This is a genomic window from Variovorax sp. 10N412, assembly GCF_056394985.1.
Genome location: NZ_JBFTIO010000017.1, coordinates 72,310 through 96,198, shown reverse-complemented (window position 1 = coordinate 96,198; position 23,889 = coordinate 72,310). Strand labels below are relative to the sequence as shown.

Below are 23,889 nucleotides of genomic sequence, written 5' to 3'. Positions count from 1 at the left end.
GATGACGACACTCCGGCGGGCAACAATGCGGATGCCGACGTGTTCATGCGACGGCGCTTGCGCTCTTTCCTCTTTTCAACAGGCGGTTCCGTGACTCCAGACCCCGCCGCCCCGGTGCTCAACCGGCTGCTCGAAGCGCTGCCGCCCGCAGACCGGGATCGCCTGCTCGCCCGGTGCGACAACGTGCAGCTGGGGGCGGCGCAGGTTCTGTACGAACCGGGCGACCCGATCCTGCACATTCACTTTCCCACCAGCGCCTTTGTCTCGCTCGTGTCGGTGGCCGACGGCCACGACGGCCTGCAGACCGGCATGGTCGGCAACGACGGTGCCCTGGGCTACGAGCTGTCGCTGGACGCCCAGCGCGCGCCGCTGCGCACGCTGGTGCAGGGCGCGGGCCTGGCATGGCGGCTGACGGCGCAATCGTTCGAGGAGGAACTGCTGGAGAGCGCCACCTTGAAACGCGTGCTCAATCGCTATGTGTGCGTGCTGCTGGCCGAGTTCGGCCGCCTGGGCCTGTGCCACCAGTTCCACCAGATCGAGGAGCGCCTCGCGCGCTGGCTGCTCACCACGCAGGACTGTGCGCATTCGGCGCGCCTGACGCTCACGCACGAGGTGCTTGGGCGCATGCTGGGCGTGCGGCGGGTGGGCATCACCAACGCGGCCACGGCGCTGCACACGCGCAGCCTGATCGACTACCGCCGCGGCGTCATCACCATCACCGACCGCCAGGGGCTGGAGAGCGCGGCCTGCGATTGCTACCGGGCGAACCGGCGCAGCTACACGGACCTGCTCTCCCGAGGCTAGGGCGCATGCCGGGGGCTCGTCGCTCGCCGGCTGCTCATGCCGGGCTGCGCATGTCGTGCTCGCGCAGCATCACGGGCTCCATCGCGCCCTGCGCCAGCCGGCGCCGCACGGCCGACTCGATCTCATCGACGTGCTGCCCGAAGGTTGCCAGCGAATCGGCGCTCTCGGCGGTGCGAAAGTGGTAGCGCAGCACCTCCCTGCCGATGCTGGCGCTCACGGCCTGGCCGCCTTCCACGGTCACCGAGAAACGGACCGTGCCGGAGGCGTCATGAAAGTAGGGGGCGTCGGACATCTTGGAGATCTTTCTGGAGGCAGGGTGGCGCGCAGACATCGGCGCAGGCCGCTGCCTCGTGCACTGTCGCATGCATGAGGCCCGGCGTCTGTGCGGTACCGTTCCGAGCTTCACCTGGCGCGGCCGCGAGCGATTCGCCCGACCCTGCGGCCGTCCTGGTCACGCCCGTCTCCAGCCGGTGCTGTCGTGCGCGCTCGGCGCACAGTGCCTGGTGCAGCAGGTCGAGGTCCGAGGCGCAATCCGTCACCAGTTGCTGCAGTCGCTGCGCGCCTCGGGCCGATGCGTCCGCCGCCCCGGCCCGCGCGCCCGAACGCAGCCGGGCGGTCAATGCTTGCAGCAGGTCGGTCCAGTTCTCGAGGTCGTCGTGCGCTGCGGGGACGGGTTGCGCCTCGCCGGGCGGGGACGCGACCGTGAGCGGTTGGGGAAGGCCGGGACGGACGAGGTAGATCATGGGGAGTACAGCGGTGGGTGCACTGCGAAAGATGACTCCAGCTTGTAGGCGCGCGCGCGCCCGGCGTCTGTGCGCTGCCTCACAGACGCCCTGAATGCATGCGGCTGGACGATACTTTCGCGGCGCATGCGCATGGCGATGCGGCCCTGAGGTTCCGGCGCCGAAAGCCGTCGGGTGTCGCGCCCGGGACGCCCCATGGCGACCGACCCGCTAACCTTTGAACAGATCCACCACAGATGAATGTCCCGATGAACCAAGGCATGAAGACGCCTGCTGCGCCCGGCGTGCGGCCCATTCGCACGGCCGCCTCGCTCATCGTGCTGCGCGACGGCGCGGCCGGGCTCGAGGTGCTGATGCTGCGCCGGGCCGAGAAGGAGGCCGACCAGAACAGCGGCGCCAGCGTGTTCCCCGGCGGCACGGTCGACACGCATGACCCCGCCATGCACGCGGCCTGCTGCGGCCTGGACGACGCCGCCGCGAGCCTGCGCCTGGCGGTGCCCGCGAACGGGCTCGACTACTACGTGGCCGCCGTGCGCGAGTGCTTCGAGGAGGCCGGGCTGCTGTTCGCCTCCGAGGAGACGGGCGGGCTGGTGGCGCTCGACGCGCTGCCGCCGCACGAACGCGCCGCCATGCGCCACGCCGCCGAGCTGGGCTCCGACGCGCTGCTGCACATGTGCGGCGCGCGCGGCTGGCAACTCGCGGTCGACCGGCTGCGCTACTTCAGCCACTGGCTCACTCCGCCGGGCATGCCGCGCCGCTTCGACACCCGCTTCTTCGTCGCGCTGGCGCCGCCGGCGCAGACCCCGAGCGCCGACACGCGCGAGACGGTCGAGTGCCTGTGGCTCACGCCCGCCGAGGCATTGAACCCGCAGCGCGCGCTGAAGCTCATGAACGTGACGCGCCGCATCCTCGAACAGCTGCAGTCCTTCGCCAAGGCGCAGGACTGCATGGACCATGCGCAGGCGCTGCGCGAGGTGCCGATGATCATGCCGCGCGTGGCCACCGGCCCGGGCGGGCGCCATCCGGTGAACCCGTGGGAGCCGGCCTATGCCGAGCTGGGGCGCATCGACCCCGATGGCCACGGCCAGGGCCGCCACGCGCTGGAGGACGGGCTGGTGGTGCGCCTGTCGCCGCACGTGGTGCGCGTGACGACCGGCGCGCAGGCCGAGTGCAACAGCTACCTGGTGGGCGGCGGCGACCGCGGCGAATGGGCGCTGATCGATCCCCCTGGCGATGACATCGCGCGGGCCACCGTGCGCGCGGCGGCGCCGGGGGAGATCCGCTGGACGCTGTTCACCGGCGCCGGCGATCCGGCGCAGAGCGCGAGCGACCTGCTCGACCTCGGCGGCCTGACGCTGAAGACCGTGCAGGTCTCGGGCGAGCGCTGCTTCCTGCTCGTGCAGGAGAACACGCTCTTCAGCGGCCGTTGCACGCCCTGCGCGCTCTCTGGTGCGGCCGAACTGCCGCACGCCGTCGACTGGATCGCGCCCGCGCAAGGCTTCCTGCGCACGCGCGCCGAACCCATGCAACCCTTGCTGGACCCGACATGAATCCCACGTCTTCAGACGCCTTGCAGGCCGGCGCCTTCGACGCCGTGCTCGACGCGCGCTACAGCTGCCGCGGTTACCTCGCCGAGCCCGTGCCGCGCGAGCTGATCGACGCCATCCTGCGCGCCGCGCAGCGCACCGCCTCGTGGTGCAACTCGCAGCCCTGGCAGGTGGCGGTGACCAGCGCCGCGGCCACCGAGCGGCTGCGCCGCGCCATGGCCGAGCCCGAGGCCTCGGCCGACCCGTCGTTCGACATCGCACCGCCGGCCGAGTACCGCGGCGTGTACCGGGAGCGGCGGCGCGAGTGCGGCTTCCAGCTGTACGACAGCGTGGGCATTGCGCACGGCGACCGCGAAGCCTCGGCGCGGCAGGCACAGCTGAACTTCGAATTCTTCGGCGCGCCGCACATGGCGCTCGTCACCACCGAGGCCGTGCTCGGCACCTATGGCGTGCTCGACTGCGGCGCCTACGTGAGCAACTTCATGCTGGCCGCCCGGGCGCGCGGCGTGGCGAGCATCGCGCAGGCCGCCATCGCGTCGCGCGCGAAGTTCCTGCACCGGTGGTTCGACATCCCGCCGGACCGGCAGGTGGTGTGCGGCATTTCCTTCGGCTACGAAGACCCGGCGCATCCGGCCAACCGCTTCCGCACCACGCGCGCCACGCTCGACGAGGCGTGCCGCTGGGTGGACACCTGAAACTCGGCGTCAGGGGCTGCGCTCGGCCAGGTAGTGCCGCGTGACCACCGGCACCTCGGGCACCTGGAACACGCGCGCGCTGGCCTCCAGCTCGTTGCTTGCCACCGTGGCGCGCGAGCGCTGGCGAAGGTAGTCGGCCCACGAGGTGACGATGAAACGCTCCACGTAGCGGCTCGGGTCGCCCAGGTCGCGGTACACGCGCCAGAAGGTGGCGCCGTCGCGCCGGCGCGGTACGGCCAACTGCTGCACCGTGTCCAGAAACCGCCGCGCGTCGGCCTCGCGGATGCAATAGACCACTTCGACGGCCACGGGCCCGGCCTCGAACTCGGGCTCTTTCGGCAGCAGCAGCTCGTCGCTGTGCGCGGCCAGCGTCACCTCGTCGTCCGCGCCCATGCGCAGCGGGTACGGCCGCGCCAGGCCCACGCTCGCCACCATGAACGCAGCCGAGAGGCACAGCGCGGCCGGCAGCCCGAGCAGGCTGGACACCGCCCCCCACAGCGCCGAGCCGAGCGCGAAGGCCCCCAGCGAACACAGCGTGTGCAGCGACGCGGCGCGCGCCCGCACCCACGGCGGCGCGCTGGTCTGCGTGGCGGCGTTGAAGGTCGACATCATCGTCATCCAGGCCGCGCCGCCAAGCACGAAGCTCAGGTACACCAGCGGGCGCCAGGTCGACAGCGCGCCCACCAGCATGGCGCTCGCGAACACCAGGCAGCAGCAGGCCGCCAGCGTGTCGAGCCCGAAGCGCGAGCGGATGCGCCCGACGAAGAAGCCCGCCGACACCGCGCCCGTGCCCAGGCAGGCCATCAGCAACCCGTAGCCCGCCGCACCCAGGTCCAGCCGCTGCGACGCAATGACCGGCAGCAGCGCCCACAGCGCCGAGCCCAGCCCGCTGAAGCCCGCGGTGCGCACCAGCTGCGCGAAGATGGCCGGCGAATGCCGCGCATAGCGCAGCGCGCTCAGCATGCCGCCCCACAGCCGCTCGGCGGGCAGCTTGGCCGGCAAGGGCGGGCGCGGCGGCCAGCGGCCGGTGGCGTAGCTCATGCCCATGGCGGTGAGCACGGCCGCCGCGAACACCGCGCTGGCCCCGGTGAACGCGAACACCAGCCCCGCCAGCGCCGGCCCCACGGCGCGCGCACCGTTGAAGGCCATGGACACCAGCGTGATGGCTTGAGGCAGCTCCTTGCGCTCCACCGTGTCGCTGACGGCCGAGTTCCACGACGGCGATTGCAGCGCCGTGCACACGCCCAGCAGGAAGGTGAAGAACAGCAGCGTGCCCGGCCCCACCCAGCCGGCCAGCGCCAGCCCGGTGAGCACCAGCGCCGCAGCGGCGTACACGCCCTGGATGCGCAGCATCAGCTTGCGGCGGTCGGTGGTGTCGGCCAGCACGCCGGCGGGCAGCGACAGCAGGAACATCGGCAGGAACGAAGCGGTCTGCACCAGCGCCGCAAGGAACGACGAGGCCGTGAGCTCGATCATCAGCCACGACGCCGCCATGTTCTGCATGGCGTTGCCCACGAAGAACAGGCTGCCGGCCGTCCACAGGCCGCGAAACGGCCGGTGCGCGAGCGGAGCCCAGAGGGAAGGGGCGTGGGCTGTGGCTGCGGGGGTGTTGAAGTTCAAGCGCGGGGGGGCGGTCGTCGGGGCGACCAAATCATATCGGCGCAGCCCTTTTCGTGCTCGCGGGCAGGCGGCAGCGACGCCTGCCGACTGCGGTGCTTACTGCGAGCTCGGCGTCTGCGCCTGCCCGGTGCCCTGGGTGTTGTTGGTCATGCCCTTCTTCGAGCTGCCGTCCGACTTGCGGCCCGAACTCATTGCGCCGCCCGGCGCCTTGGTGCTGCCCGACAGGTTGCCGCCCGAGTTCGGCGTCCCCGGCGTGGCGGTGGGCGCGGTGGTCATGCCATTGGGGTTGGTAGGCCCGGTGCCGCCGGGCGAGGTGTTCTGCTGCATGGCGGGGCTGTCGGGGCTGTTCAGGCCGGGGCCGCCACCCCCGCCTGCTTGTGCCATGGCGGAAGCGGCGCCCAGGGCGATGCAGCTTGCAAGGAATGTGGTGGCGATGCGGTTCATGTAGGGAGCCTCTGTACGAAGTGGTTGAAGACTTCAATAGAGGCGCTGCGCCGCAGCAGCCGGGTGGGGCTGTGACGACGCTTGCTGTCAGCGAAGGCGCACCGTGCGTGACCGGTCGTGAAAACGCCGGGTTCGGGACTTGTGGTTCATCGTCGCCACCAGCTTGCGCCAACTGACGCTAGTCGCCACCCGAGCGCCACACCCTCGCCAGCGCAGCCATCTTCCCCCGCAACCCCAGCCTGTCGTTCGACAGCGCGTCGATGAAGTCCGACAGGCGCTGCGACTTCACCATGGTGTAGATCGTGAGCCAGGTGGTCGCTGCGAACACCACGCCGAACCAGACCGCCTTGCGCCACAGCGGCGCATCGGCCTCGGCCAGCAGGTTCATGCCCAGGAAGCCGGTGGTGATGGTCCCGATGAGCCCGAACAGCGTGACCACCGTGAGGCGCACCACGGTGCTGGCCTGGCGGCGCAGGCTGTCGGCGTCCAGGTAGGTGTTCATGTCGGCGATGCGCGACTTGACCTCGTCGTAGAGCGCGTCCAGGCCCAGGTGCGTGGCGCACATATGCGACAGCGCGCGCACCTGCGCCTGCTCCGAGATCTCGTGGAACCAGTAGCGGTGCGTGAAGCGCAGGAAGCGCTCGAAGCTCGCTCGGATGGCGCGCTTGAACTGCTTCACGCTCGGCGTGCTGCGGATGTCGAGCTTCCTCAGCGCCTCCACCAGCTGGTCGGAGAACATCAGCAGCGACGCCTTCTGGAAGTGCGCGATCAGGAACAGCAAAAAGTGCTGGTGGCGAAATTGCGCGAGCACGCCGCGGTCGCGGCAGCAGAAGAACTCCGAATGTGCATCGCCCACCACCACGAGCGCATGGCCGTTGCACAGGTAGCGCGTGCGCGGGGCCGCGCCGGCATCGACCCAGAAGCGGTCGTAGCAGTACTTGTGCTCGAAGTCCGCGAGGTGGTGCTCGGCATAGGGCAGGTGGGCATCGGCCGCGCCCGCGCCGGTGACCAGCGCCAGCCGCACGAAGTCGTCGCGCGTGAGGCGGCGCGGATCGTCCAGCGACAGGTAGGCCATGACCGGCATGCGGTAGTAGTCGATCTGCCGGTAGCGCAGCGCGCCGGGCTCCTCGGAGTAGTCGGTCACCAGCGGCTGCATCAGGAACGCCCAGTGCGACGAGATGCGCGGCGCGCGGTGCTGGGCCACATGCGACAGGAAGGCGTCGCGCTGCTGCGCGTCGGAGCGCGCGAGCACGCGGCCGTCGGCGCCCAGCCATTCGACGCTGGCCATGCAGTGCAGGGCGGTGCCGTCGGGCTCCCAGCCCGCGGGGTAGGCGCGCCCGAATCGGTAGAGGATTTCCTGCGCCTGGGCCAGGCTCAGGTGGTCCGCGCCGACCTCGAGGTTGAGCAGCACCACGTCGATGTCGAAGAAGAAATACAGGTCGCAATGAACCACCTGCAGCGTGACCGGCGCGTCGCCCGGCTGCGCCACCACGCGCACCGCCGCGATGTCGTGGCGGCGGAAGATGCGCATCGGCGAATCGCCGTCGCTGCCGCTGTCCCCGTGCGCGCGGCCCTCGCCGTACAGGAAGCGCTGCACGTACGGCAGAAAGCTCACGAACTCGTTGTAGTGCCGCTCGTGGAAGCGGCTGCTGTCGCCGGTGTATTCGTCCACCTCCTCGCGCCACGGCGAGGCGTCGCCCATCTCGCGCAGCACGTGCCAGGGCCCGTGGTGGACCGGCCTGGCGCCGGGCGCGGGCATCAGCCGCAGGGGCCACAGCAGCGCCTGCCTGAAATGCTGCACGACGGGCGCGCCCGCGGGAGGCGAGCCTGCCGGAACTGTATGTGAGGGCATGTTGTCCGCGGGTGGGTTCGGCATGGCGCAGTGTAGGCAGCAACCGGGCGTTTGGGCGACAGGCGTGTCGGCGCCTGCCAACGCCGCGACGCGCAAGACGCAAGACGCAAGACGCGCGCTAGAAGCCGGCCTCGCGCCAGCCCACCGAGGCGGCGTAGCGCAGGAAGCGCATCGCCGGTACTTCCCAACGCCCGGCGATGGCCACGCGCCCGCGCCACGACGGGTGTGTGGCGGGCAGCGCCTCGTCGGCGTCCAGCAGCACGCGGTAGACCGCGTGTTCCGGGTACAGCGTGCCGTTCTTCTCGCGCACCAGCACGTCGCCGCCGAACAGCGACGCCAGCTCGGGCTCGCCCAGCGTGCGGCTGGCGTCGCGGTCGATGCTGGCCACCGTCAGCCGCAGCGCCGGTCCGCCCAGGCCGTCGGAGATGAACAGCGCCCGGTCGCCGCGGGCGATGCGGCGCACGGCCTCCTCGCCCACATAGGTCACCACCTGCCACCGGCCGGGCGTCACCAGCGAGCCGAGGTATTCCTGGCCCTTGAGCCATTCGCCGGGACGCAGGTCGGGGTCGATGTCGACCATCACCCCGGCATGGGGGGCGACCGGACGATAGCGCTGCAGGTCGGTCCCCACGGCAGCCTGCTCGGCACTCGCAAAGGCCAGCTGGTCGTTGAGCACCTGCCAGTCCTTGCGGCTGGTCGCATCGAGTCCGGAGGCCGCCGATTGCCAGGCCAGCATGTCGTGGCGCGCGCCGGCCTCGCGGGCGCGCAGGTCCAGCTCCGCGGAGGACAGGCGCAGCAGCGCCTGGCCCGGCTGCACCGGCTGTCCGTTGCCGACCGGCAGCGCGTCCAGCTTGGCGTAGACCGGGGCATACAGCGCCAGGCGAGCCTGCGGTTGCAGCAGGCCCGAGGTGTGCACGCGGTCGGGCCACGGCAGGAAGAAGGCGAGCACCAGCAGCACCGCCAGCACGGCGCTGCGGCGGGCACGTCGGCTGCGGCGCAGGGCGGTGCGGCGCGCGCGCCATGCCTGCAGCTCGCGCCACACGGGCAACGCGACGAACCAGACCATCTCCACGGCGAACAGCACGATCCCGACCGCCTTGATGAAGAAGTGGTAGACCAGCGCCGCGATGCCCAGGAACAGCACGAGCCGGTAGATCCAGACCGCCCAGGCGAACAGGATCAGGCCGACATGGCGGCGGCGCGGAAACGCCTCCGGCGCCGGCTCGCCCAGCGCGAACAGGCGTTCGCGCAAGTCCCAGCGCGCCAGCGCGAAGGCACGGCCGTGCAGGTTGGGCAGGCCGAGAAAGTCCGACAGCATGTAGTAGCCGTCGAAGCGCATGAAGGGGCTGGCGTTGATGACCAGCGTGGTGATCCAGGTGGTGGTCGAGAGCAGGAACGCGACCTGCTTGGGGCCGCCCTCCGGCAGCCATGTCCAGGCCAGCGTCGCCCAGACGGCAATGCACAGTTCGGTGACGATGCCGGCGCTGGCGACCGCCAGCCGCTGTCCGCGGCGCGCCAGTTTCCACACCTCGTTGGTGTCGGTGTAGGCCACCGGCCACATCACCAAGAACGCCAGGCCCATGGTCGGCACCCGGCAGCCGTAGCGCTTGGCCGTGAGCGCATGGCCCATCTCGTGGCATGTCTTGGCAAACACGATGGCGCAGCCGTACAGCACCGCGCCGTTCCAGCTGAGTGTGTCCATCAGCGTGGCGGAGAAGCGGTCCCATTCGCGGTACACGCCGGCCAGCCCGAGCACGCCGGCGGCGATGGTCAGGCGGCGGAAAGTGGGGCCGAACAGAAACGCCAGCCGCGGCTGCAGCCAGCTCAGCCAGCGGTCCGGCCGCAGCAGCGGAATGCGAAAGAACAGGTAGTTGTGCAGCAGCCACTGGTGCCAGTTGCCGCGCTGCCTGTCGCGCATCGCGGCCATGGTGGCGGCCGACCCGTGGCCCGGCTGCAGCAATTGCTGCTCGCGCAGGAAGGTCACAAGGCGCTCGAGCGCGTCGGGGTCGAGCTGCAAGGCGGTGTCGCGGTTGATCTCGCCGAGCACCGCGTGAGGATCGCGCAGGTCCCAGCGGCTGAGCATTTCGAAGCTCGGCCAGTCGAGCTGGAAGAACAGGTTGCGCACCGGGTCGTGCAGCGTCCAGCTGGGCTGGCCGTCGGCCAGCCGCGGACCGGCACCGATGGCCAGCTCCTGGCGCAGGACGGGGAGGCTCGGCGGCATGCGGCCCTACACGGCAAGGAACTGGCGAATGCTGGCCAGCGGGCGCCGCAGCATCCAGTAGATCAGCGGGACCCGTTCACCGGCCAGCTTGGCCGTGCCCTTGAGGCCGATGCGCTGGTCGACGGGGGCGTCGAGCCTGGCGCGCACGCGGTAGGCGTAGCTGCCGTCGGGGCGGGCGGTGGCGCGGTGGCTCATGTAGCGCAGCGTGCCCGACACCGGCGACAGCGGCGACGCCGCCAGGTACAGGTGCAGCGGCGCGTTGTCGGCCAGCGGAATGGCGTCGCCCAGCGGGACCCAGGCCTCGATCTCGACATCGGTGGCCGAGGCCACCTGCATGATGCGTTCGCCGGTCTGCACCGGGCGGCCGATCCACTCCGACGGATCGTCGAACAACACGATGCCCGCCTGCGGCGCCAGCACGCGCGAGCGCTGGGCCTGGCCTTCGAGAAAGCCCGACTGGGCCTTCTTCTCGGCGATCTTGCCGAGCAGCGTCGCCAGCTGCGGCTTGGCGCGCGGGTCGTTGAGCACCATCTGCGCCGCCTGCCGGTATTCGGCCTCGGCGGTGCCCAGCGCTTCGCGCGCCACGCTCAGGCGGCTGTCGATCGGTGCCTGGTCGAAGGAGAACAGCGGCGCGCCGGCGGCCACCATCTGGTTCGGACGGACCGCGAAGTCCGCGATCACGCCGTCCAGCGGGGCGCGGATGGTGGCCGGGTTGGCCGGCACCAGTTCGCCGGGCGCCAGCACAGTGAGGCGAACCGGCAGGCACAGCACGGCCAGCAGCACCAACCCCACGGCGAGCCGCCGGCGCCACCGCTTGCCTTGGGCGCCGACGTTCCACCAGCCGCGCAGCCGTGCGGGCAGCGCGGCCACGGACCATGCGGAACGCCGATGCGTGGCGCGCCAGGCGTGCTGCCAGGTGTCCATCCATTCGTCGAGCACGGCCAACTGTTCGGGCGGCAAGGGTGCGTCGCCCGCCAGCAGCAGACCTGCGGGGTCCGCCACCGCGCCGGCTTGCGCGTCCTCGCGCCGGTGCAGGCCGCGCAGCGGCACCCACGTGGCGAAGGCGGGCAGCCATTCGTTCCAGGCGGCGCCGACGTCGCGCGGCAGCTGCGCGGGGTCGACCGCCAGCGCGCCGCCGGTGTCGTGCTGCGCGGCGAGCGTTCGGCACAGCCTGTCGATCCATTGCGCATAGGGGGCGTTGGCTTCGACCGCCACCACGCCGGACAGCGTGTGGACGCCGCCCGCGCCGAACCACAGCGCGGCCTGGCGGTACGGCGCCAGCACGCGGGTGTCGTTGACGGCCAGGAAGGCCAACTCGTTGGCGCTGGCCGCGGCGCGCGCGCGCCGGGCCAGCTCGAGCAGCGTGAGCAGCGGATTGGCGGGCGCGCCAGGGCTCATGTCCGCAGTCTCGCCGCTGCCGCGCTGTGCGACAGCGCCGCCAGGCGATCGGTGGCGCCGCCGCGCGCGGCGCGCAGCTGGTCGCTCAGGCTGGCGCGGCCGGCCGGTTCCGCAAGGTCGAGCTGCCAACCGGCGCTCGCACCCTTGACGCCCGCGTCCTTGGTCACGGTGATCTTGAAGACCTGCACCGCCTCGCGGCCGTGCGCGTCGCGCGCCACCACCTTGAAGGTCAGCGTTCCCTCGAAGGCAATGGGCGGCGTGCCTTCGAAGCGCGCGGTGCGGGCGTCGAACTTGAGCCAGCCCGGCAAGGCCTTGCCGTCCACCATGAGCGCACGCAGTTCGAGCCTGGTTTTTTCGTCGCCTTGGGCGAAGGTGTCGCTGGACAGTTGCAGCGAGATCGGCTCGCCGCCGCGCACGGCGAGGTCGTTGATCGGCACGCCGGCCAGCAGCACGCTGCCACGGCCGGCACGATCGCCCGCGCCCAGGGACTCGGCTGCGTCGCGTCCCGGCATGACGGCCAGCAACTCGGCGAGTCCGCCGCGCAGGACGGCATCGGGCTGCAGCGCGTCCAACTGCCATCCACCGGCCACGCTGGTGTCTTCCGCGAACACGGGCACGCGCATCGGGGGGATGTCCGCGGCGGGCGCCGGCAGCCAGGGTTGCGGCGTCGGCGTCGGTGGCGTCTGGAAGGCGGGCGTCACAACGACGGGCGTTGGAGTCGGTGTCGGTGTCGGTGTCGGTGTCGGTGTGGGGGTTGGCAACGTAGCCGCCGGCACCTCGCGCAGCGGCCCGGTGTTGCCCGCCAGGTCGGTAACCCTCAATTGCAGGGTGCCGTCGCCGGCCCCCGCGAGCGACCACGACGTGCGGTCGGCGGCCACCGCCACGGCGAACCAGTTCTGTCCGCCGTCGCGCGAGGCGAACAGGGTCTCGTCCACGCCGAGCGGCACCGACAGGCTGCCCTGCACGGCGCCGCCGCCGGTTCGCACGATGCCTTCGGCCGCGCTGGCGGGTGCCGTCGTGTCGAGCACATAGGCTTGCCGGTACGACGTGCCGCCGCCGAGCGCATTGGCCACGCGCACCGCCAGGGTGCCGCTGCCCGACAGCGTGGCAGCCATCGACCATTGCGTCGCGCCGACGCCGGCCACGGCCGTGCGCCAGGTGCTGCCGCCGTCGAGCGACACCTCGACCGACTCACCGGCCGCGAGCGCGGCGGAGAGGCTGCCGCTGACCGTCTGGCCGGCGGCGTTGGTCACGAAGTCGGAGCCGCTGGCGCCGTGGTCGGCGGAAAACGATGCGCCCGTGACCGTGGTGGCGGGCACCGTGCCCAGCACCAGCTCGCCGGCCGTCGTGTCGTTCGCGACGTTGCCCGCGAGATCGGTGACTGTCGCCACCACCTCGTAGCGCTGGTTCAACGCCAGGGTCAGCGTGCCGCTGACCGGCACGGCGGTGGCCAGGTCCAGGCTCCAGGCGCCGGCCACCGGCGTGACGTCGTAGGTGGCGCCGCCCACGGTGACAGTCAGGGTCTCGCCGGCCGCCAGCGTGACGCTGCCGGTGAGCACGGGCGAGGTGCTCATGGCCGTCAGCGGGGCTACGCTCGGCACCGTGGCCGCCGTGTCGTACACATAGGCCTGCGAGATCACGGTGCCATCGTTGCCGGCAACATCGACAACCTTGACCTGCAGGGTGTTGCTGGCGGTCAGCGTCTGGCCGGCCAGCGACCAGGCGTTGCTACCGACGGCGATGCTGGCCGCAGTCCAGGTGGCGCCGTTGTCGAGCGAGACCAGCACGGTTTCACCAGCCGCCAGGTTGGCTGAAAGGGTGCCGCTGACAGTCTGCGCCGCGGTCCTGGTGATGAAGTCGGTGAGGGAGGCGCCGGTGTCGTTGGAGAAGACGGCGCTGGCCACGCTGGTGGTGGGCGCGGTGGTGTCGAGCACATAGGCTTGGCTCGTGCTCGCGCCGTTGTTGCCGGCAGCATCCGTGACGCGCAGCCTCAGCGTGTCGCTGGCGGCCAGCGTGACGCCGTTCCAGGTCAGCGTGGTGCCGCTCACCTTGCTGGTGATGTCGGTCCAGGTGGCGCCGTTGTCCAGCGAGCCGTACACGACGTCGCCGGCCGCCGGTGCCGCGCTGAGCGTGGCGGTGATGGTCTGGGCCGCGGTGTTGGTGACGAAGTCGGTGCTGGAACTGCCGGTGTCGGCCGACAGCGCAACGCCGCTGAAGGAGGTGGTCGGCGCCGTGGTGTCGAGCACATAGGCCTGCGAATAGGCGGCGCCGTTGTTGCCCGCGCTGTCGCTGACGCGCACCTTGAGCGTGCCGCTGCCGGTCAGTGTCTGGCCGGCCAGCGACCAGGTGTTGGAGCCGGTCGTGGCGGCGGCCAGGGCCCAGGTGGCGCCGTTGTCGAGAGAGACGTAGACGTTCTCGCCGGCCGCCAGGTTGGAAACCAGCGTGCCGCTGATGGTTTGGGCCGCCGTCCTGGTGATGAAGTCGCTGCCGGAGCTGCCGGTGTCGGCCGAGAAGGCGGCGCCGGCCGCGGTGTTGGTCGGCGCGGCGGTGTCGATCACGATGTCCTTGTTGGCGCCCAGCGAGCCGGCCGTGCCCGGCGTGGCCAGCGTGACCGCGGCGGCCTGATGGGCGCCGCCGGCATCGATGATCGTGGCGCCGTTGAGCGACAGTGCGCTGGACGAGCTGTAGTCGAGGTCGGCGCTGTTCTGGCCGGCGCCCACGGTGTAGCTGAAGGTCAGCGTGCCGGTGCCCGAGCCGCCGGTGTAGGTGGCGCTGCCGCCGCCATCGAGTGCCAGTGTCGGCGTGCCGCCCGTGGTGTCGACGGTGACCGCGCTGGAGAAACCGACCGTGATGGTGATGGTCTGGCCGCTGCCGTAGGCGCCGTCGGCAGTGCTTGCGCTGACGCTGGTGATGCTGGGGTTCGTACCGTCGACGTTGACGCCGGCCGTGCTGCCGACGCTGTTGAGGGTGATCGTGGCGTTGTTGCCTGCGCGGTCCTGCAGACTGCCGCCGTTGGCCGACAGCGCGCCGATGGTGATGCCGTTGGCGTCCGCGTCACCGTTCGGCACTGTGTAGCGGAACACCAGCGCGCTGCTGCCCGAGCCGGACACATAGTCGGCGTAGCGCGTGGTGGCGCCGACCACGAGGGCAATGCGCGGCGTGCCGCCGGAGGTGTCGACGATGACGGCTTCGCTGAAGTTGACCGTGAAGTCCAGCATGCCACCGCTGTAGTAGGTGCCGTTGGCCGGCACCGCGACCGAACCGACGGTGGGCTTGGTGGTGTCGATGGTGATGGTCAGTCCGGCGGATGCAGCCGAGGCGTTCCCGGCGGCGTCGGTGGACACGGCCGTGAGGGTGTGGCTGCCGTCGCCAAGCGCGCCGGTGGTGTAGCTCCAGCCGCCGGCGCCGGCCACGACGGTGCCGAGCAGCGTGGCGCCGTCGAACAGCGTGACGGTGCTGCCGTTCTCGGCCGTGCCGCTCAGCGTCGGCGTGGAGTCGGTGGTGATGTTGTCGTTGTTGAGCGCGCCGGTGTCGCTGGCCGTGGCCAGATCCGGCGTGCCGGGCGTGGCCGGGGCGCTGGTGTCGAGCGCGTAGGCCTGGCTGCGCGCGGTGCCCTGGTTGCCGGCGGCATCCACCACCTTCAACTGCAGCGTGTTGCTGCCGGCCAGCGTGACGCCGTTCCACAACAGCGCGGTGCCGCTGACCTTGCTGGTGATGTCGGTCCAGGTGGCGCCGTTGTCGAGCGAGCCGTACAGGATGTCGCCGCCGGCCAGCGCGCCGCTCAGCGTCGCGCCGATGGTCTGGGCTGCGGTCCTGGTGATGAAGTCCGTGCCGCTGCTGCCGGTGTCGGCCGACAGTGCCAGGCCGGTGACGGTGATCGTCGGGGCGGCGGTGTCGTAGACGTAGGCCTGCGACAGCACGGCGCCGTCGTTGCCGGCGGTGTCGCTGACCTTGACCTTCAGCGTGCTGCTGGCGGTGAGGGTGCGCCCGGCCAGCGACCATGTGTTCTGGCCGACCGTGGCGGTGGCGGCGCTCCAGGTGCTGCCGTTGTCGAGCGACACGTAGACGCGCTCGCCGCTGGCCAGGTTGGCCGACAAGGTGCCGCTGATGGTTTGCGCCGCCACGTTGGTGTTGAAGTCGGTCGGGGAGGTGCCGCTGTCGCTGGAGAACGCGGCCGTGGCCACGCTCTTGGTGGGCGCGGTGGTGTCGAGCGTGTAGTTCTGGAAGCTCAGCGGGCTGTCGTTGCCGGCGGCATCGGTGACCTTGAACATGATGGCGTTGCTACCAGCCCCGAGCGTCGCGCCGTTCCAGCTCAGCGTGGTGCCGCTCACCTTGCTCGTGATGTTGGCCCAGGTGTTGCCACCGTCGAGCGAACCGTAGACGATGTCGGTGCCGGCCGGTGCGCCGCTGAGCGTGGCGGTGATGGTCTGGGGCGCGGTCTTGGTGATGAAGTCGGAGCTGCTGGAGCCGGTGTCGGCCGACAGCGCGATGCCGCTGAAGCTGGTGGTTGGCGCCGTGGTGTCCAGCGTGTAGGAGTGCAAGTAGGCTGTGCTGGCGGCAACACCGTTGGTGACGCGCGCGATGAAAATGCCGTTGCCGGCCAGCGTGGTGTTGGTGCTCCACGTGTTGGTTCCGACCAGGTAGCTGGTGGCGTCGCTCCATGTGCCGCCGTTGTCGTAGGACACCTGCACCTTTTCGCCGCTGCCGAGGTTGGCCGACAGCGTGCCGCTGATGGTCTGTGCCGCGGTGTTGGTGATGAAGTCGGTGCCGCTGGTGCCGGTGTCGGTCGACAGCGCGGCCGAGTTGACCGTGCTGGCCGGTCCCGGATTGACGGTGATGTCGAAATCCTGCAGGCCGACGTAGTCGTTGGAGGTTATGACGATCTTGGTCAGGTTGGCCATCGACTTGCCGAAGGCGTTGACCAGCTCCAAACCACCATTGGCGGGCAGGTCGAAGCTGGTGCTGGTGCCGTTGGCATAGGTCAGCGCAAAATGGACGGGAAGGTAGTTGTCCATCTTCATCGATGCCAGGCTGAAGGCGGCACCGCTGGCGACGGAGATGGTCAGGTCGCTGCCGATCAGGTCGGCGCCAGCGGGATTAAGCACATCGTCGCCGGTGTGCAGCAGGTTGGGACCGGTGAAGCTGACATCCTTTCCGTTGATGTTCCGGACCACCGTGGTGTTGTAGTAGTAATTGCCTGGCAGGTCGGCGTCGCTGATATGGACCACCGTCAGCACGCCGTCGTACTGTGCCAGCGCCAACTCGCGCGCGTCGATGGTGCCGTCGTGCGCCTCCAGCGTCCAGTTGCCACCCAGCCGGGCCGCACCGGTCAAGTCGGTCGAGGCCGCGACGTCGGCGCCGGTGGCCTTGGCGATGCCGTCCAGCAACTTCGCGCCGCCGCTGCCCGCGGCCACGTCGCAGCCGTACAGCAGCAGGTCGCCGTCGGCCGTGAGCGCGCGCCCGAGTTCGGCCAGTTCGCCCTGCGTGGCGGCCGATGACAGCGAGGACTCGGTCAGCTGCGTGGTGCCGAGATTGACCACGCCCTGCGAGCCGTGCGACAGGATGTGGATCGCGTCCAGCCCGTTCTGGTTGGCCGCCCATTGCGCGATCTGCGCCAGGCCGTCGCGGCTGCCGTCGAACTCGACGATGCCGACGCCGTCGCGCACGCCCGCTTCCAGGCTCTTGTAGTTCGCCAGCGAGGTGTCGACCAGCACCACCTCCTTCTTGCCCTGGTCCTTCGCCGGCTCGGCGGCGCGCACTTCCACGGCCGGCGGCACCGGCGGCGGCGCGCTGTCGTGGGCGGCTTGCGCGGCATGGGCGGCGTCGGCCACGGCGCCGTCGAACATGAAGCGCTGTTCCAGCGCGAGCAGCTGCGACGCCGCATACAGCGGGCGGCGGCTGCCGAGGGCGCCGGCGGGCAGGCGCAGGGGGGAGATTGTCGGGTTCATGGCAGGCTTCCCTGAAGAGGCGCGGCGGTTGCGCTGGACGGGTGGAAAAGAGGTCAGCGCGGCGTCGGCGGCGGCGCCATCAGGACCTTGCCGCTCATGCCGGCGGCCAGCTCGCTGAAGCGGCCATCGATGACCGCGCTCAGCTTGACCGACTGGCTCACCGGATCGACGCGGGCCGCGATGCGCTGCACCTTGGCCGGGTAGGTCCTGCCGGTTTCGTCGATGTTGACTTCGAACGCGGTGCCGGTACGCACCCATGCGAGCCAGCGGGACGGAACGATGAACTCCAGCTCCAGCTGGCTGTCGTCGATGATCTCCAGCAGGGGCTGGCCCGGCTGCACGTACTGTTGCTCGCGCGCCTTCTGCTCGGCGATGCGCCCGGAGAACGGGGCGACGATCTGGCACTTGCCGATCAGCGCGCGGTTGGCCGACACCTCGGCCTGCGCCTTGAGCGTTTCGGCCTTCGACACGTCGAGTTCGACCTTGCCCACCGAATTCAGGTCGGACAGCTTCTGGTTGCCGCGCCAGGCTGTGTTGGCCGCCATCAGCGCGGCCTCGGCCTTGGCGAGCTGGGCCTGCTGCAGCAGGCAGTCGAACTGCACCAGCATCTGCCCCTGCTTGAAGGCGGCGCCCTCGGGCAGCGGCAGGCGGTTGATCTTGGCGCCGATCTCGGCGGCCAGCGTCGTGTAGCGGCGCGGCGCCAGCTGGGCCCGCACCTCGCGTGTTTCCAGCGCCGAGCCGGGCGCCGGCAGCGGCGTTGCCGCCTGCACGCCCGTCGGCAGCGTCACCAGCGTCAACAGCGCACAGGCCAGCGCGCCGCACAGGCGCGCGTTGCGCACGGACGGCCTCACCGTGCTTCCTCGGCGGGCGGCAACTCGCCCTTGTTCCAGGTCTGCAGCGATTGGCCGACCGCGTCGGTCAGGGCGGCCAGCGGGATGGTGGAGGAGGCGTCGACCGACGGCTCCATGCCCAGCGTGGCCTGCAGCCGCGAGGCCGCCGCCTGGGCGTTCGACAGCGCCTGGTAGCGGCGCAGCTGCGACAGCACCGAGGTGCTCTGCTGCGAAATGCGGTCCAGCACCGACTGCTTCTGCGCATCGGCCTGGTTGGCCACATGCTGGGCGATGCGGCCGTCGACCTGCGCGATGGCGTCGGAGCGTTCGTACTGGCGGGCGGTGTTGGCGTACTGCAGGCGGGCGATGTGCAGCTGGGTGAGCACGGCCATCTGCATCGCCATGCGGCGCTGGTCGGCCAGCGCCACGCCGGTGTCTGCCAGGCGCATCTGCGCGGGCGCCGACAGCAGGCCCAGCAGGTTGAACGAGATCTGCGCGCCGACCTCGTTCCAGTTCTGGTGGATCAGGAAGTCGTCGTTGCTGTGCTTGAAGCCGTAGTTGAACGACAGGCCCGGAAACAGCTTGAGCAGCGCACGCCGCGTTTCCTGCTGGGCGATGCGGGCGTTGTACATGCCTTCGCGCAGGTCGGGGTTGCGCAGCAGCGCCACCGCTTCCAGCCGGTCCAGCGGTTGCTGCAGCCAGACGGTGTTCACTTCGCTGGCCGGCTCGACCACGGTGTAGGGCGTGGCGAGCGGCAGGGCGGTCAGGGTCGCCAGCTCGACGCGCGCCGTGGACAGTTCCTGCTCGATGGTCTCCAGCAGGCGCAGGTTCTCCAGCAGCTGGCGCTGGTAGCGCAGCGGCTCCAGCGGCGAGCGGATGCGGTCGTCCTCGGCCTTGCGCGCGTCCTTGAGCGCCTGTTCCGAATCGGCGATGGTCGTGCGCAGCAAGGGCATCAGCTTCTGCGCGGCGGCCACCCGCCAATAGGCGGTGCGCACGTCCAGGATCAGGTTGTGCAGCGCCTTGCGGCGGCGTTCGCCGGCGATCAGCACGCGGTCGGCGTTCTGGCGCGCGGCGTAGTAGCTCTGGCCGAAGTCGAGCAGGCTCCACGACAGGCCGATTTCAGCCGTGGCGGCCTCGCGGCTCGACGAAATATACGGATTGGCCAGCGACGGCAGGCCGGTGACGGAATCGACGCTGCGGGTGATCAGGTCGTTGTTGCGTTCGCGGTAGCCGGCCGAAGCGATCAGCTTGGGCAGCATGTCGAACTTGCCGACCTCGAAGGTGCCGATGGCAACGGCTTCTTCCATCGCACGGTAGCGGCGGTCGGCGTTGTACTTGATGGCGCGGGCGATGGCGCCGTCCAGTGTCAGCGGTCCGGCCAGCGGCTCGATGTCGCGCTGCAGCGCAACCTTGTCCTGCGCCAGGGTGGCACGGATTTCCGGCGTCGACAGCTGGGCGGTGTCCACGCTGAACGACGCGCAGCCGCTCAGGCCCAGCAGCGCGGCGGCGCCGAGCACGGCTGCTTTCGCGGCGGCGCGACGACGGGGAATGAATCGATGTTCTTGAGGGGTGTGCATTGACGGGCTTTCGGTTCTCTCTCTCGGACTCGCGCCTCGGTCGCGCTGTCGACGACAGGTCCGGGGTGCCTGGTCGGCGCGCTGGAGGCGCCCCTCTGCCGATGAATTCAGCCTCGCCATGCACAGACCGTTTCGAGCGAAGCCGTCCGAGACAGTGGAAGACGCTGTTCGGTGCGAAACGCGATCGAGCAACTGTTTGTTTCTGAGTGTAATTTTGTTAACCCTGATTACACAAGCAACGTTTTGTCGAATTCTCTGAACTCGAGATGGATTCGATTCGCAGGCCGGAGCAGTGCAAGCCCATGGCGTCGTTTTCCATTGGGACAAAACGACCACCTAGGGGAATCCCTAGGTCGGCCTGAAACCGGTTTCATATAAGCTGCAAGCATTGCTTTCGAGGCATGCACGCGCACACCCGGCGCCCCTGCGGCACTCGCCCACCATGAACTACCAGTTTCAATTCGACGCCGTCTTCGCCGCCTGGCCGCTGCTGCTGAAGGGCACGTGGATCACGGTCCAGCTGTCGCTCATCGCCACGGTGCTGGGCCTGCTGGTCGCCATCTTCTGCGCCTGGGGCAAGACCTCGGGGCCGGGCTGGCTGCGCTTCGTCATCAATGCCTACATCGAGGTGATCCGCAACACGCCGTTCCTCGTGCAGCTGTTCTTCTTCTTCTTCGCGCTGCCGGCCATCGGGCTGCGCTGGTCGCCGCAGACGGCCGCGCTGGTGGCCATGGTGGTGAACCTGGGCGCCTACGCCACGGAAATCATCCGTGCGGGCATCGAGTCGATTCCCAAGGGGCAGATCGAGGCGGGCCGCGCGCTCAACCTCAAGCCGTGGGAAATCTTTCGCTTCATCATCATCAAGCCCGCGCTGAAGGCCATCTACCCGGCGCTCACCAGCCAGTTCATCCTGCTGATGCTGAGCTCGGCCGTGGTGTCGGTCATCTCGGCCGACGACCTGACCTCGGTGGCCGCCAACCTGCAGTCGCAGACCTTCCGCAGCTTCGAGATCTACATCGTGGTCGCGGGCATCTACCTGGCGCTGGCGCTGGCCTTCTCGGGCATGTTCAAGCTGATCTACAAGCGCACGCTCAACTATCCGGACCGCCGGTAACAGACGACGGACGGAGACCACACCATGCGTACCTTCGGCTTTCCCGAATTCCTTTTCATCCTCGAAGCGGCCAAGTGGACGCTGGCGCTGTCGGCCATCGCCTTCGTGGGCGGCGCGATCCTGGGGCTCGCCATTGCGCTGATGCGCACGTCGGAGTCGCGCTGGGCGCGCGGCGTGTCCACCACCTTCATCCAGATCTTCCAGGGCACGCCGCTGCTGCTGCAGCTGTTCCTGGTGTTCTTCGGCGCGCCGGTGCTGGGGCTGGACATCAACCCGTGGGTGGCGGCCGGCGTGGCGCTCATCCTGAACAGCGCCGCCTTCCTCGGGGAAATCTGGCGCGGCTGCATCGAGGCCATTCCGCGCGGCCAGTGGGAAGCGGCCGAGGCGCTCAGCCTCAAGTACAGCGCGCGCATGCGCGACGTGGTGCTGCCGCAGGCCTTCAAGATTGCGCTGGCGCCCACGGTGGGCTATGTGGTGCAGATCATCAAGGGCACGTCGCTCGCGGCCATCATCGGCTTCGTGGAGGTCACGCGCGCCGGGCAGATCGTCAACAACGCCACCTTCCAGCCGCTCATCGTGTTCTCGGTGGTGGCGGCGATCTACTTCGCGATCTGCTGGCCGCTGTCGCTGCTGGCCGCGCGCATGGAGCGCAAGCGCGCCCGTGCACTGGCGCGCTGAAGTCCCTTTTTTCGCTTTCGCTTTTTTCTTTCTCGTTGTTCCTTCCTTTCTTCAGGAGACATATCCAATGACCCGTACCACCACCCGCCGCGCAGCGCTCGCAGCCCTCGGCCTGGGCGCCGCCCTGACCGTGTTCGCACCCTTCGCCTCGGCGCAAAGCGTGGCCGACATCAAGAAGAAGGGCGAGATCACCATCGGCATGCTGGTCGACTTTCCGCCCTACGGCACCACCGACGCCAAGAACCAGCCCGACGGCTACGACGCCGACGTGGCCAAGCTGCTGGCCAAGGACTGGGGCGTCAAGGCCAACATCGTGCCGGTGACCGGCCCCAACCGCATTCCCTTCCTGCTGACCAACAAGGTCGACCTGCTGGTCGCTTCGCTGGCCATCACGCCCGAGCGTTCGAAGCAGGTGCAGTTCTCCACGCCTTACGCGGCCGCCACCATCGTGCTGTACGGCGCCACCAAGACCCCCATCAAGGCGGCCGGCGACCTGAAGGGCCTGCGCGTGGGCGTGGCCCGTGCGTCCACGCAGGACGTGGCCGTGACCAAGGCCGCACCCGAAGGCACCGAGATCCGCCGCTTCGACGACGACGCCTCGGCCATGCAGGCGCTCATCTCGGGCCAGGTCGACGCCATCGGCTGCTCGGTGACCGTGGCCGCGCAGATCGCCAAGCGCGTGCCTGCCAACACCTTCGAGAACAAGTTCACGCTGGTGCAGCAGTCGATGGGCATCGCGATGCGCCCCGGCCAGGAAGAACTCACCAAGGCCGTGAACGACTTCGTGCAGAAGAACACCGCCAACGGCGAGCTCAACAAGCTGTATCAAAAGTGGCTGCAGGCCGACCTGCCCAAGATGCAGTAAGCCCACTGGCAAGCAAGCACAGCAAGCAGCAGCAAGGAAACCCTGGCATGACGACGGAATCGATCATCCGCATGGAAGCGGTCAACAAGTGGTACGGTGAATTCCAGGTGTTGACCGGCATCGACCTGTCGGTGCGCCAGGGCGAGCGCATCGTGATCTGCGGGCCTTCGGGCTCGGGCAAGTCCACGCTCATCCGCTGCATCAACCGGCTGGAGACGGTGCAGAAGGGCCGCATCGTGGTCGACGGCATCGACCTCACGGCCGGTGGCAAGAACGTGGACGCGGTGCGCGCCGAAGTGGGCATGGTGTTCCAGCAGTTCAACCTGTTCCCGCACCTGACCATCCTGGAAAACTGCACGCTCGCGCCGATGCGCTCGCGCGGCATGACCAAGGCGCAAGCGGAGGAGGTGGCCATGAAGTACCTCACCCGTGTGCGCATTCCCGAGCAGGCCGGCAAGTACCCCAGCCAGCTCTCGGGCGGCCAGCAGCAGCGCGTGGCCATTGCGCGCGCGCTGTGCATGACGCCCAAGATCATGCTGTTCGACGAGCCCACGTCGGCACTCGACCCCGAGATGGTCAAGGAAGTGCTCGACACCATGATTGGCCTGGCCGAAGACGGCATGACCATGCTGTGCGTGACGCACGAAATGGGCTTTGCCCGCAGCGTGGCCGACCGCGTGATCTTCATGGCCGAAGGCAAGATCGTCGAGCAGGCGCCGCCCGAAGAATTCTTCGGCAACCCCAAGGACGAGCGCACGCGCCAGTTCCTCGGCCAGATCCTCAGCTCGCACCAAGGCCACTGATGTCCTTCGAGGTCCTGATTTCTCTGTCGTCCTTCGGTGCGGCCGAGGTGGGCCGCCACGGCCAGCTCTGGTGCTCACAGCTGGCCCGCGCGGCCGGCGCCGATTCGGTGGAAGTGCGCGGCGAGATGCTGCGCGACGCCGAGGCGGAACTGCCCGCGCTGAACGGGCTCGCGTCCGTGTACTCCAGCCCCGAAGGCCTGTGGGCCGAAGGTGGCTGGCTCGACAGCGCCGCGCTCAAGCGCGGCATCGATGCCGCCACGCGCGTGGGTGCGAAGCGGCTGAAGATGTCCATCGGCGACTTCCAGGCGTCGTCGCACGGCTCGCTGTGGGGCCTGAAGGTGCAGCTGGCCGAGACGCGCGTCGAACTCGTCATCGAGAACGACCAGACCGTGCGTGCCGGCACGCTGGCCGCGCTGCAGACCTTCTTCGACGTGGCCGACCGTGCCGGCGTGTCGCTGGGCATGACCTTCGACATGGGCAACTGGCACTGGGTGGGCGAGTGCCCGCTGCAGGCCGCGCAGGCGCTGGGCCACCGCGTGCGCTACGTGCACTGCAAGGGCGCGCAGCGGCTGCCGCACAAGTGGGTGGCGGTGCCGCTGGGCGACTCGGTCGCGCCGTGGCGCGCCGTGCTGCGCGCGCTGCCGGCCGACGTGCCGCATGCCATCGAATACCCGCTCGTGGGCGACGACCTGCTGGCCGTGACCCGCGCACAGATCGACTTCATCCGCGCGGCGCGCGCGCCGTTGTAGA

The 23,889-nt window shown here is 69.8% G+C and carries 18 protein-coding genes; 8 read left to right on the top strand and 10 right to left on the bottom strand.

Annotated elements, in window-relative coordinates:
• Positions 1 to 90 precede the first annotated feature (90 nt).
• Positions 91 to 804, top strand: a complete 714-nt coding sequence (locus tag AC1DJH_RS27770; RefSeq protein WP_435485825.1) for a Crp/Fnr family transcriptional regulator — start codon at positions 91 to 93, stop codon at positions 802 to 804.
• A 34-nt stretch (positions 805 to 838) separates the two neighbouring features.
• Here AC1DJH_RS27770 and AC1DJH_RS27765 read toward each other — a convergent pair whose 3' ends face one another.
• On the bottom strand, positions 839 to 1,096 hold the full coding sequence (locus tag AC1DJH_RS27765) for a DUF1488 family protein (RefSeq protein WP_472118340.1): 258 nt from the start codon (positions 1,094 to 1,096) through the stop codon (positions 839 to 841).
• The gene (locus tag AC1DJH_RS27760; protein ID WP_472118337.1) at positions 1,071 to 1,547 is read right to left on the bottom strand and encodes a hypothetical protein; all 477 of its coding nucleotides are present in this window, start codon (positions 1,545 to 1,547) and stop codon (positions 1,071 to 1,073) included. Before AC1DJH_RS27760 ends, AC1DJH_RS27765 begins: the two co-directional genes overlap by 26 nt.
• A 248-nt stretch (positions 1,548 to 1,795) precedes the next feature.
• Between AC1DJH_RS27760 and AC1DJH_RS27755 the strand changes: the two genes are divergently transcribed.
• Positions 1,796 to 3,097 (top strand): NUDIX hydrolase, encoded by a 1,302-nt coding sequence (locus AC1DJH_RS27755; protein WP_472118334.1) that lies wholly within the window; start codon positions 1,796 to 1,798, stop codon positions 3,095 to 3,097.
• Positions 3,094 to 3,789, top strand: coding sequence for a nitroreductase (locus AC1DJH_RS27750; RefSeq protein ID WP_472118331.1), 696 nt, complete (start codon positions 3,094 to 3,096; stop codon positions 3,787 to 3,789). The genes AC1DJH_RS27755 and AC1DJH_RS27750 overlap by 4 nt, the downstream gene beginning before the upstream one ends.
• 9 nt (positions 3,790 to 3,798) lie before the next feature.
• Here AC1DJH_RS27750 and AC1DJH_RS27745 read toward each other — a convergent pair whose 3' ends face one another.
• From AC1DJH_RS27745 to AC1DJH_RS27710, 8 genes are all read right to left on the bottom strand, one after another.
• On the bottom strand, positions 3,799 to 5,409 hold the full coding sequence (locus tag AC1DJH_RS27745) for an MFS transporter (RefSeq protein ID WP_472118328.1): 1,611 nt from the start codon (positions 5,407 to 5,409) through the stop codon (positions 3,799 to 3,801).
• 96 nt (positions 5,410 to 5,505) lie between these two features.
• Complete coding sequence (locus AC1DJH_RS27740) at positions 5,506 to 5,853, bottom strand: hypothetical protein (RefSeq protein WP_472118325.1); 348 nt, start codon at positions 5,851 to 5,853, stop codon at positions 5,506 to 5,508.
• Between the two features lie 178 nt (positions 5,854 to 6,031).
• A complete protein-coding gene (locus AC1DJH_RS27735; RefSeq protein WP_472118322.1) occupies positions 6,032 to 7,705 on the bottom strand; it encodes a hypothetical protein in 1,674 nt (557 codons plus the stop codon).
• Between the two features lie 118 nt (positions 7,706 to 7,823).
• The gene (locus AC1DJH_RS27730) at positions 7,824 to 9,926 is read right to left on the bottom strand and encodes a site-2 protease family protein (RefSeq protein WP_472118319.1); all 2,103 of its coding nucleotides are present in this window, start codon (positions 9,924 to 9,926) and stop codon (positions 7,824 to 7,826) included.
• A 6-nt stretch (positions 9,927 to 9,932) separates the two neighbouring features.
• Positions 9,933 to 11,324, bottom strand: a complete 1,392-nt coding sequence (locus AC1DJH_RS27725; RefSeq protein WP_472118315.1) for an efflux RND transporter periplasmic adaptor subunit — start codon at positions 11,322 to 11,324, stop codon at positions 9,933 to 9,935.
• Positions 11,321 to 17,272 (bottom strand): Ig-like domain-containing protein, encoded by a 5,952-nt coding sequence (locus AC1DJH_RS27720; protein WP_478187894.1) that lies wholly within the window; start codon positions 17,270 to 17,272, stop codon positions 11,321 to 11,323. Before AC1DJH_RS27720 ends, AC1DJH_RS27725 begins: the two co-directional genes overlap by 4 nt.
• A gap of 53 nt (positions 17,273 to 17,325) precedes the next feature.
• Positions 17,326 to 18,123 (bottom strand): efflux RND transporter periplasmic adaptor subunit, encoded by a 798-nt coding sequence (locus AC1DJH_RS27715; protein ID WP_472118309.1) that lies wholly within the window; start codon positions 18,121 to 18,123, stop codon positions 17,326 to 17,328.
• Entirely contained in the window at positions 18,120 to 19,679 is a 1,560-nt protein-coding gene (locus tag AC1DJH_RS27710) for a TolC family protein (RefSeq protein WP_472118306.1), read from the bottom strand. The genes AC1DJH_RS27715 and AC1DJH_RS27710 overlap by 4 nt, the downstream gene beginning before the upstream one ends.
• Before the next feature lie 442 nt (positions 19,680 to 20,121).
• On the opposite strand from AC1DJH_RS27710, the gene AC1DJH_RS27705 reads away from it, so the two are divergent.
• The 5 genes from AC1DJH_RS27705 to AC1DJH_RS27685 all read left to right on the top strand — a co-directional run bounded on the left by AC1DJH_RS27705 (position 20,122) and on the right by AC1DJH_RS27685 (position 23,888).
• The gene (locus AC1DJH_RS27705; RefSeq protein WP_435440165.1) at positions 20,122 to 20,793 is read left to right on the top strand and encodes an amino acid ABC transporter permease; all 672 of its coding nucleotides are present in this window, start codon (positions 20,122 to 20,124) and stop codon (positions 20,791 to 20,793) included.
• A gap of 24 nt (positions 20,794 to 20,817) precedes the next feature.
• A complete protein-coding gene (locus tag AC1DJH_RS27700; RefSeq protein WP_435485813.1) occupies positions 20,818 to 21,471 on the top strand; it encodes an amino acid ABC transporter permease in 654 nt (217 codons plus the stop codon).
• A gap of 67 nt (positions 21,472 to 21,538) precedes the next feature.
• Positions 21,539 to 22,336, top strand: a complete 798-nt coding sequence (locus tag AC1DJH_RS27695) for a transporter substrate-binding domain-containing protein (RefSeq protein ID WP_472118303.1) — start codon at positions 21,539 to 21,541, stop codon at positions 22,334 to 22,336.
• Between the two features lie 47 nt (positions 22,337 to 22,383).
• Complete coding sequence (locus tag AC1DJH_RS27690; protein ID WP_472118300.1) at positions 22,384 to 23,139, top strand: amino acid ABC transporter ATP-binding protein; 756 nt, start codon at positions 22,384 to 22,386, stop codon at positions 23,137 to 23,139.
• Positions 23,139 to 23,888: a sugar phosphate isomerase/epimerase family protein gene (locus tag AC1DJH_RS27685; RefSeq protein WP_472118297.1), complete on the top strand. Its 750-nt coding sequence runs from the start codon at positions 23,139 to 23,141 to the stop codon at positions 23,886 to 23,888. The genes AC1DJH_RS27690 and AC1DJH_RS27685 overlap by 1 nt, the downstream gene beginning before the upstream one ends.
• The last annotated feature ends 1 nt before the right edge of the window (position 23,889 follow it).

Coding starts and splice junctions, on each gene's coding strand:
- AC1DJH_RS27765 (WP_472118340.1), bottom strand. CDS start 1,096: ATGTCCGACGCCCCCTACTTTCATGACGCCTCCGGCACGGTCCGTTTC.
- AC1DJH_RS27760 (WP_472118337.1), bottom strand. CDS start 1,547: ATGATCTACCTCGTCCGTCCCGGCCTTCCCCAACCGCTCACGGTCGCG.
- AC1DJH_RS27755 (WP_472118334.1), top strand. CDS start 1,796: ATGAACCAAGGCATGAAGACGCCTGCTGCGCCCGGCGTGCGGCCCATT.
- AC1DJH_RS27750 (WP_472118331.1), top strand. CDS start 3,094: ATGAATCCCACGTCTTCAGACGCCTTGCAGGCCGGCGCCTTCGACGCC.
- AC1DJH_RS27740 (WP_472118325.1), bottom strand. CDS start 5,853: ATGAACCGCATCGCCACCACATTCCTTGCAAGCTGCATCGCCCTGGGC.
- AC1DJH_RS27735 (WP_472118322.1), bottom strand. CDS start 7,705: ATGCCCTCACATACAGTTCCGGCAGGCTCGCCTCCCGCGGGCGCGCCC.
- AC1DJH_RS27730 (WP_472118319.1), bottom strand. CDS start 9,926: ATGCCGCCGAGCCTCCCCGTCCTGCGCCAGGAGCTGGCCATCGGTGCC.
- AC1DJH_RS27725 (WP_472118315.1), bottom strand. CDS start 11,324: ATGAGCCCTGGCGCGCCCGCCAATCCGCTGCTCACGCTGCTCGAGCTG.
- AC1DJH_RS27720 (WP_478187894.1), bottom strand. CDS start 17,272: ATGAACCCGACAATCTCCCCCCTGCGCCTGCCCGCCGGCGCCCTCGGC.
- AC1DJH_RS27710 (WP_472118306.1), bottom strand. CDS start 19,679: ATGCACACCCCTCAAGAACATCGATTCATTCCCCGTCGTCGCGCCGCC.
- AC1DJH_RS27705 (WP_435440165.1), top strand. CDS start 20,122: ATGAACTACCAGTTTCAATTCGACGCCGTCTTCGCCGCCTGGCCGCTG.
- AC1DJH_RS27700 (WP_435485813.1), top strand. CDS start 20,818: ATGCGTACCTTCGGCTTTCCCGAATTCCTTTTCATCCTCGAAGCGGCC.
- AC1DJH_RS27695 (WP_472118303.1), top strand. CDS start 21,539: ATGACCCGTACCACCACCCGCCGCGCAGCGCTCGCAGCCCTCGGCCTG.
- AC1DJH_RS27690 (WP_472118300.1), top strand. CDS start 22,384: ATGACGACGGAATCGATCATCCGCATGGAAGCGGTCAACAAGTGGTAC.
- AC1DJH_RS27685 (WP_472118297.1), top strand. CDS start 23,139: ATGTCCTTCGAGGTCCTGATTTCTCTGTCGTCCTTCGGTGCGGCCGAG.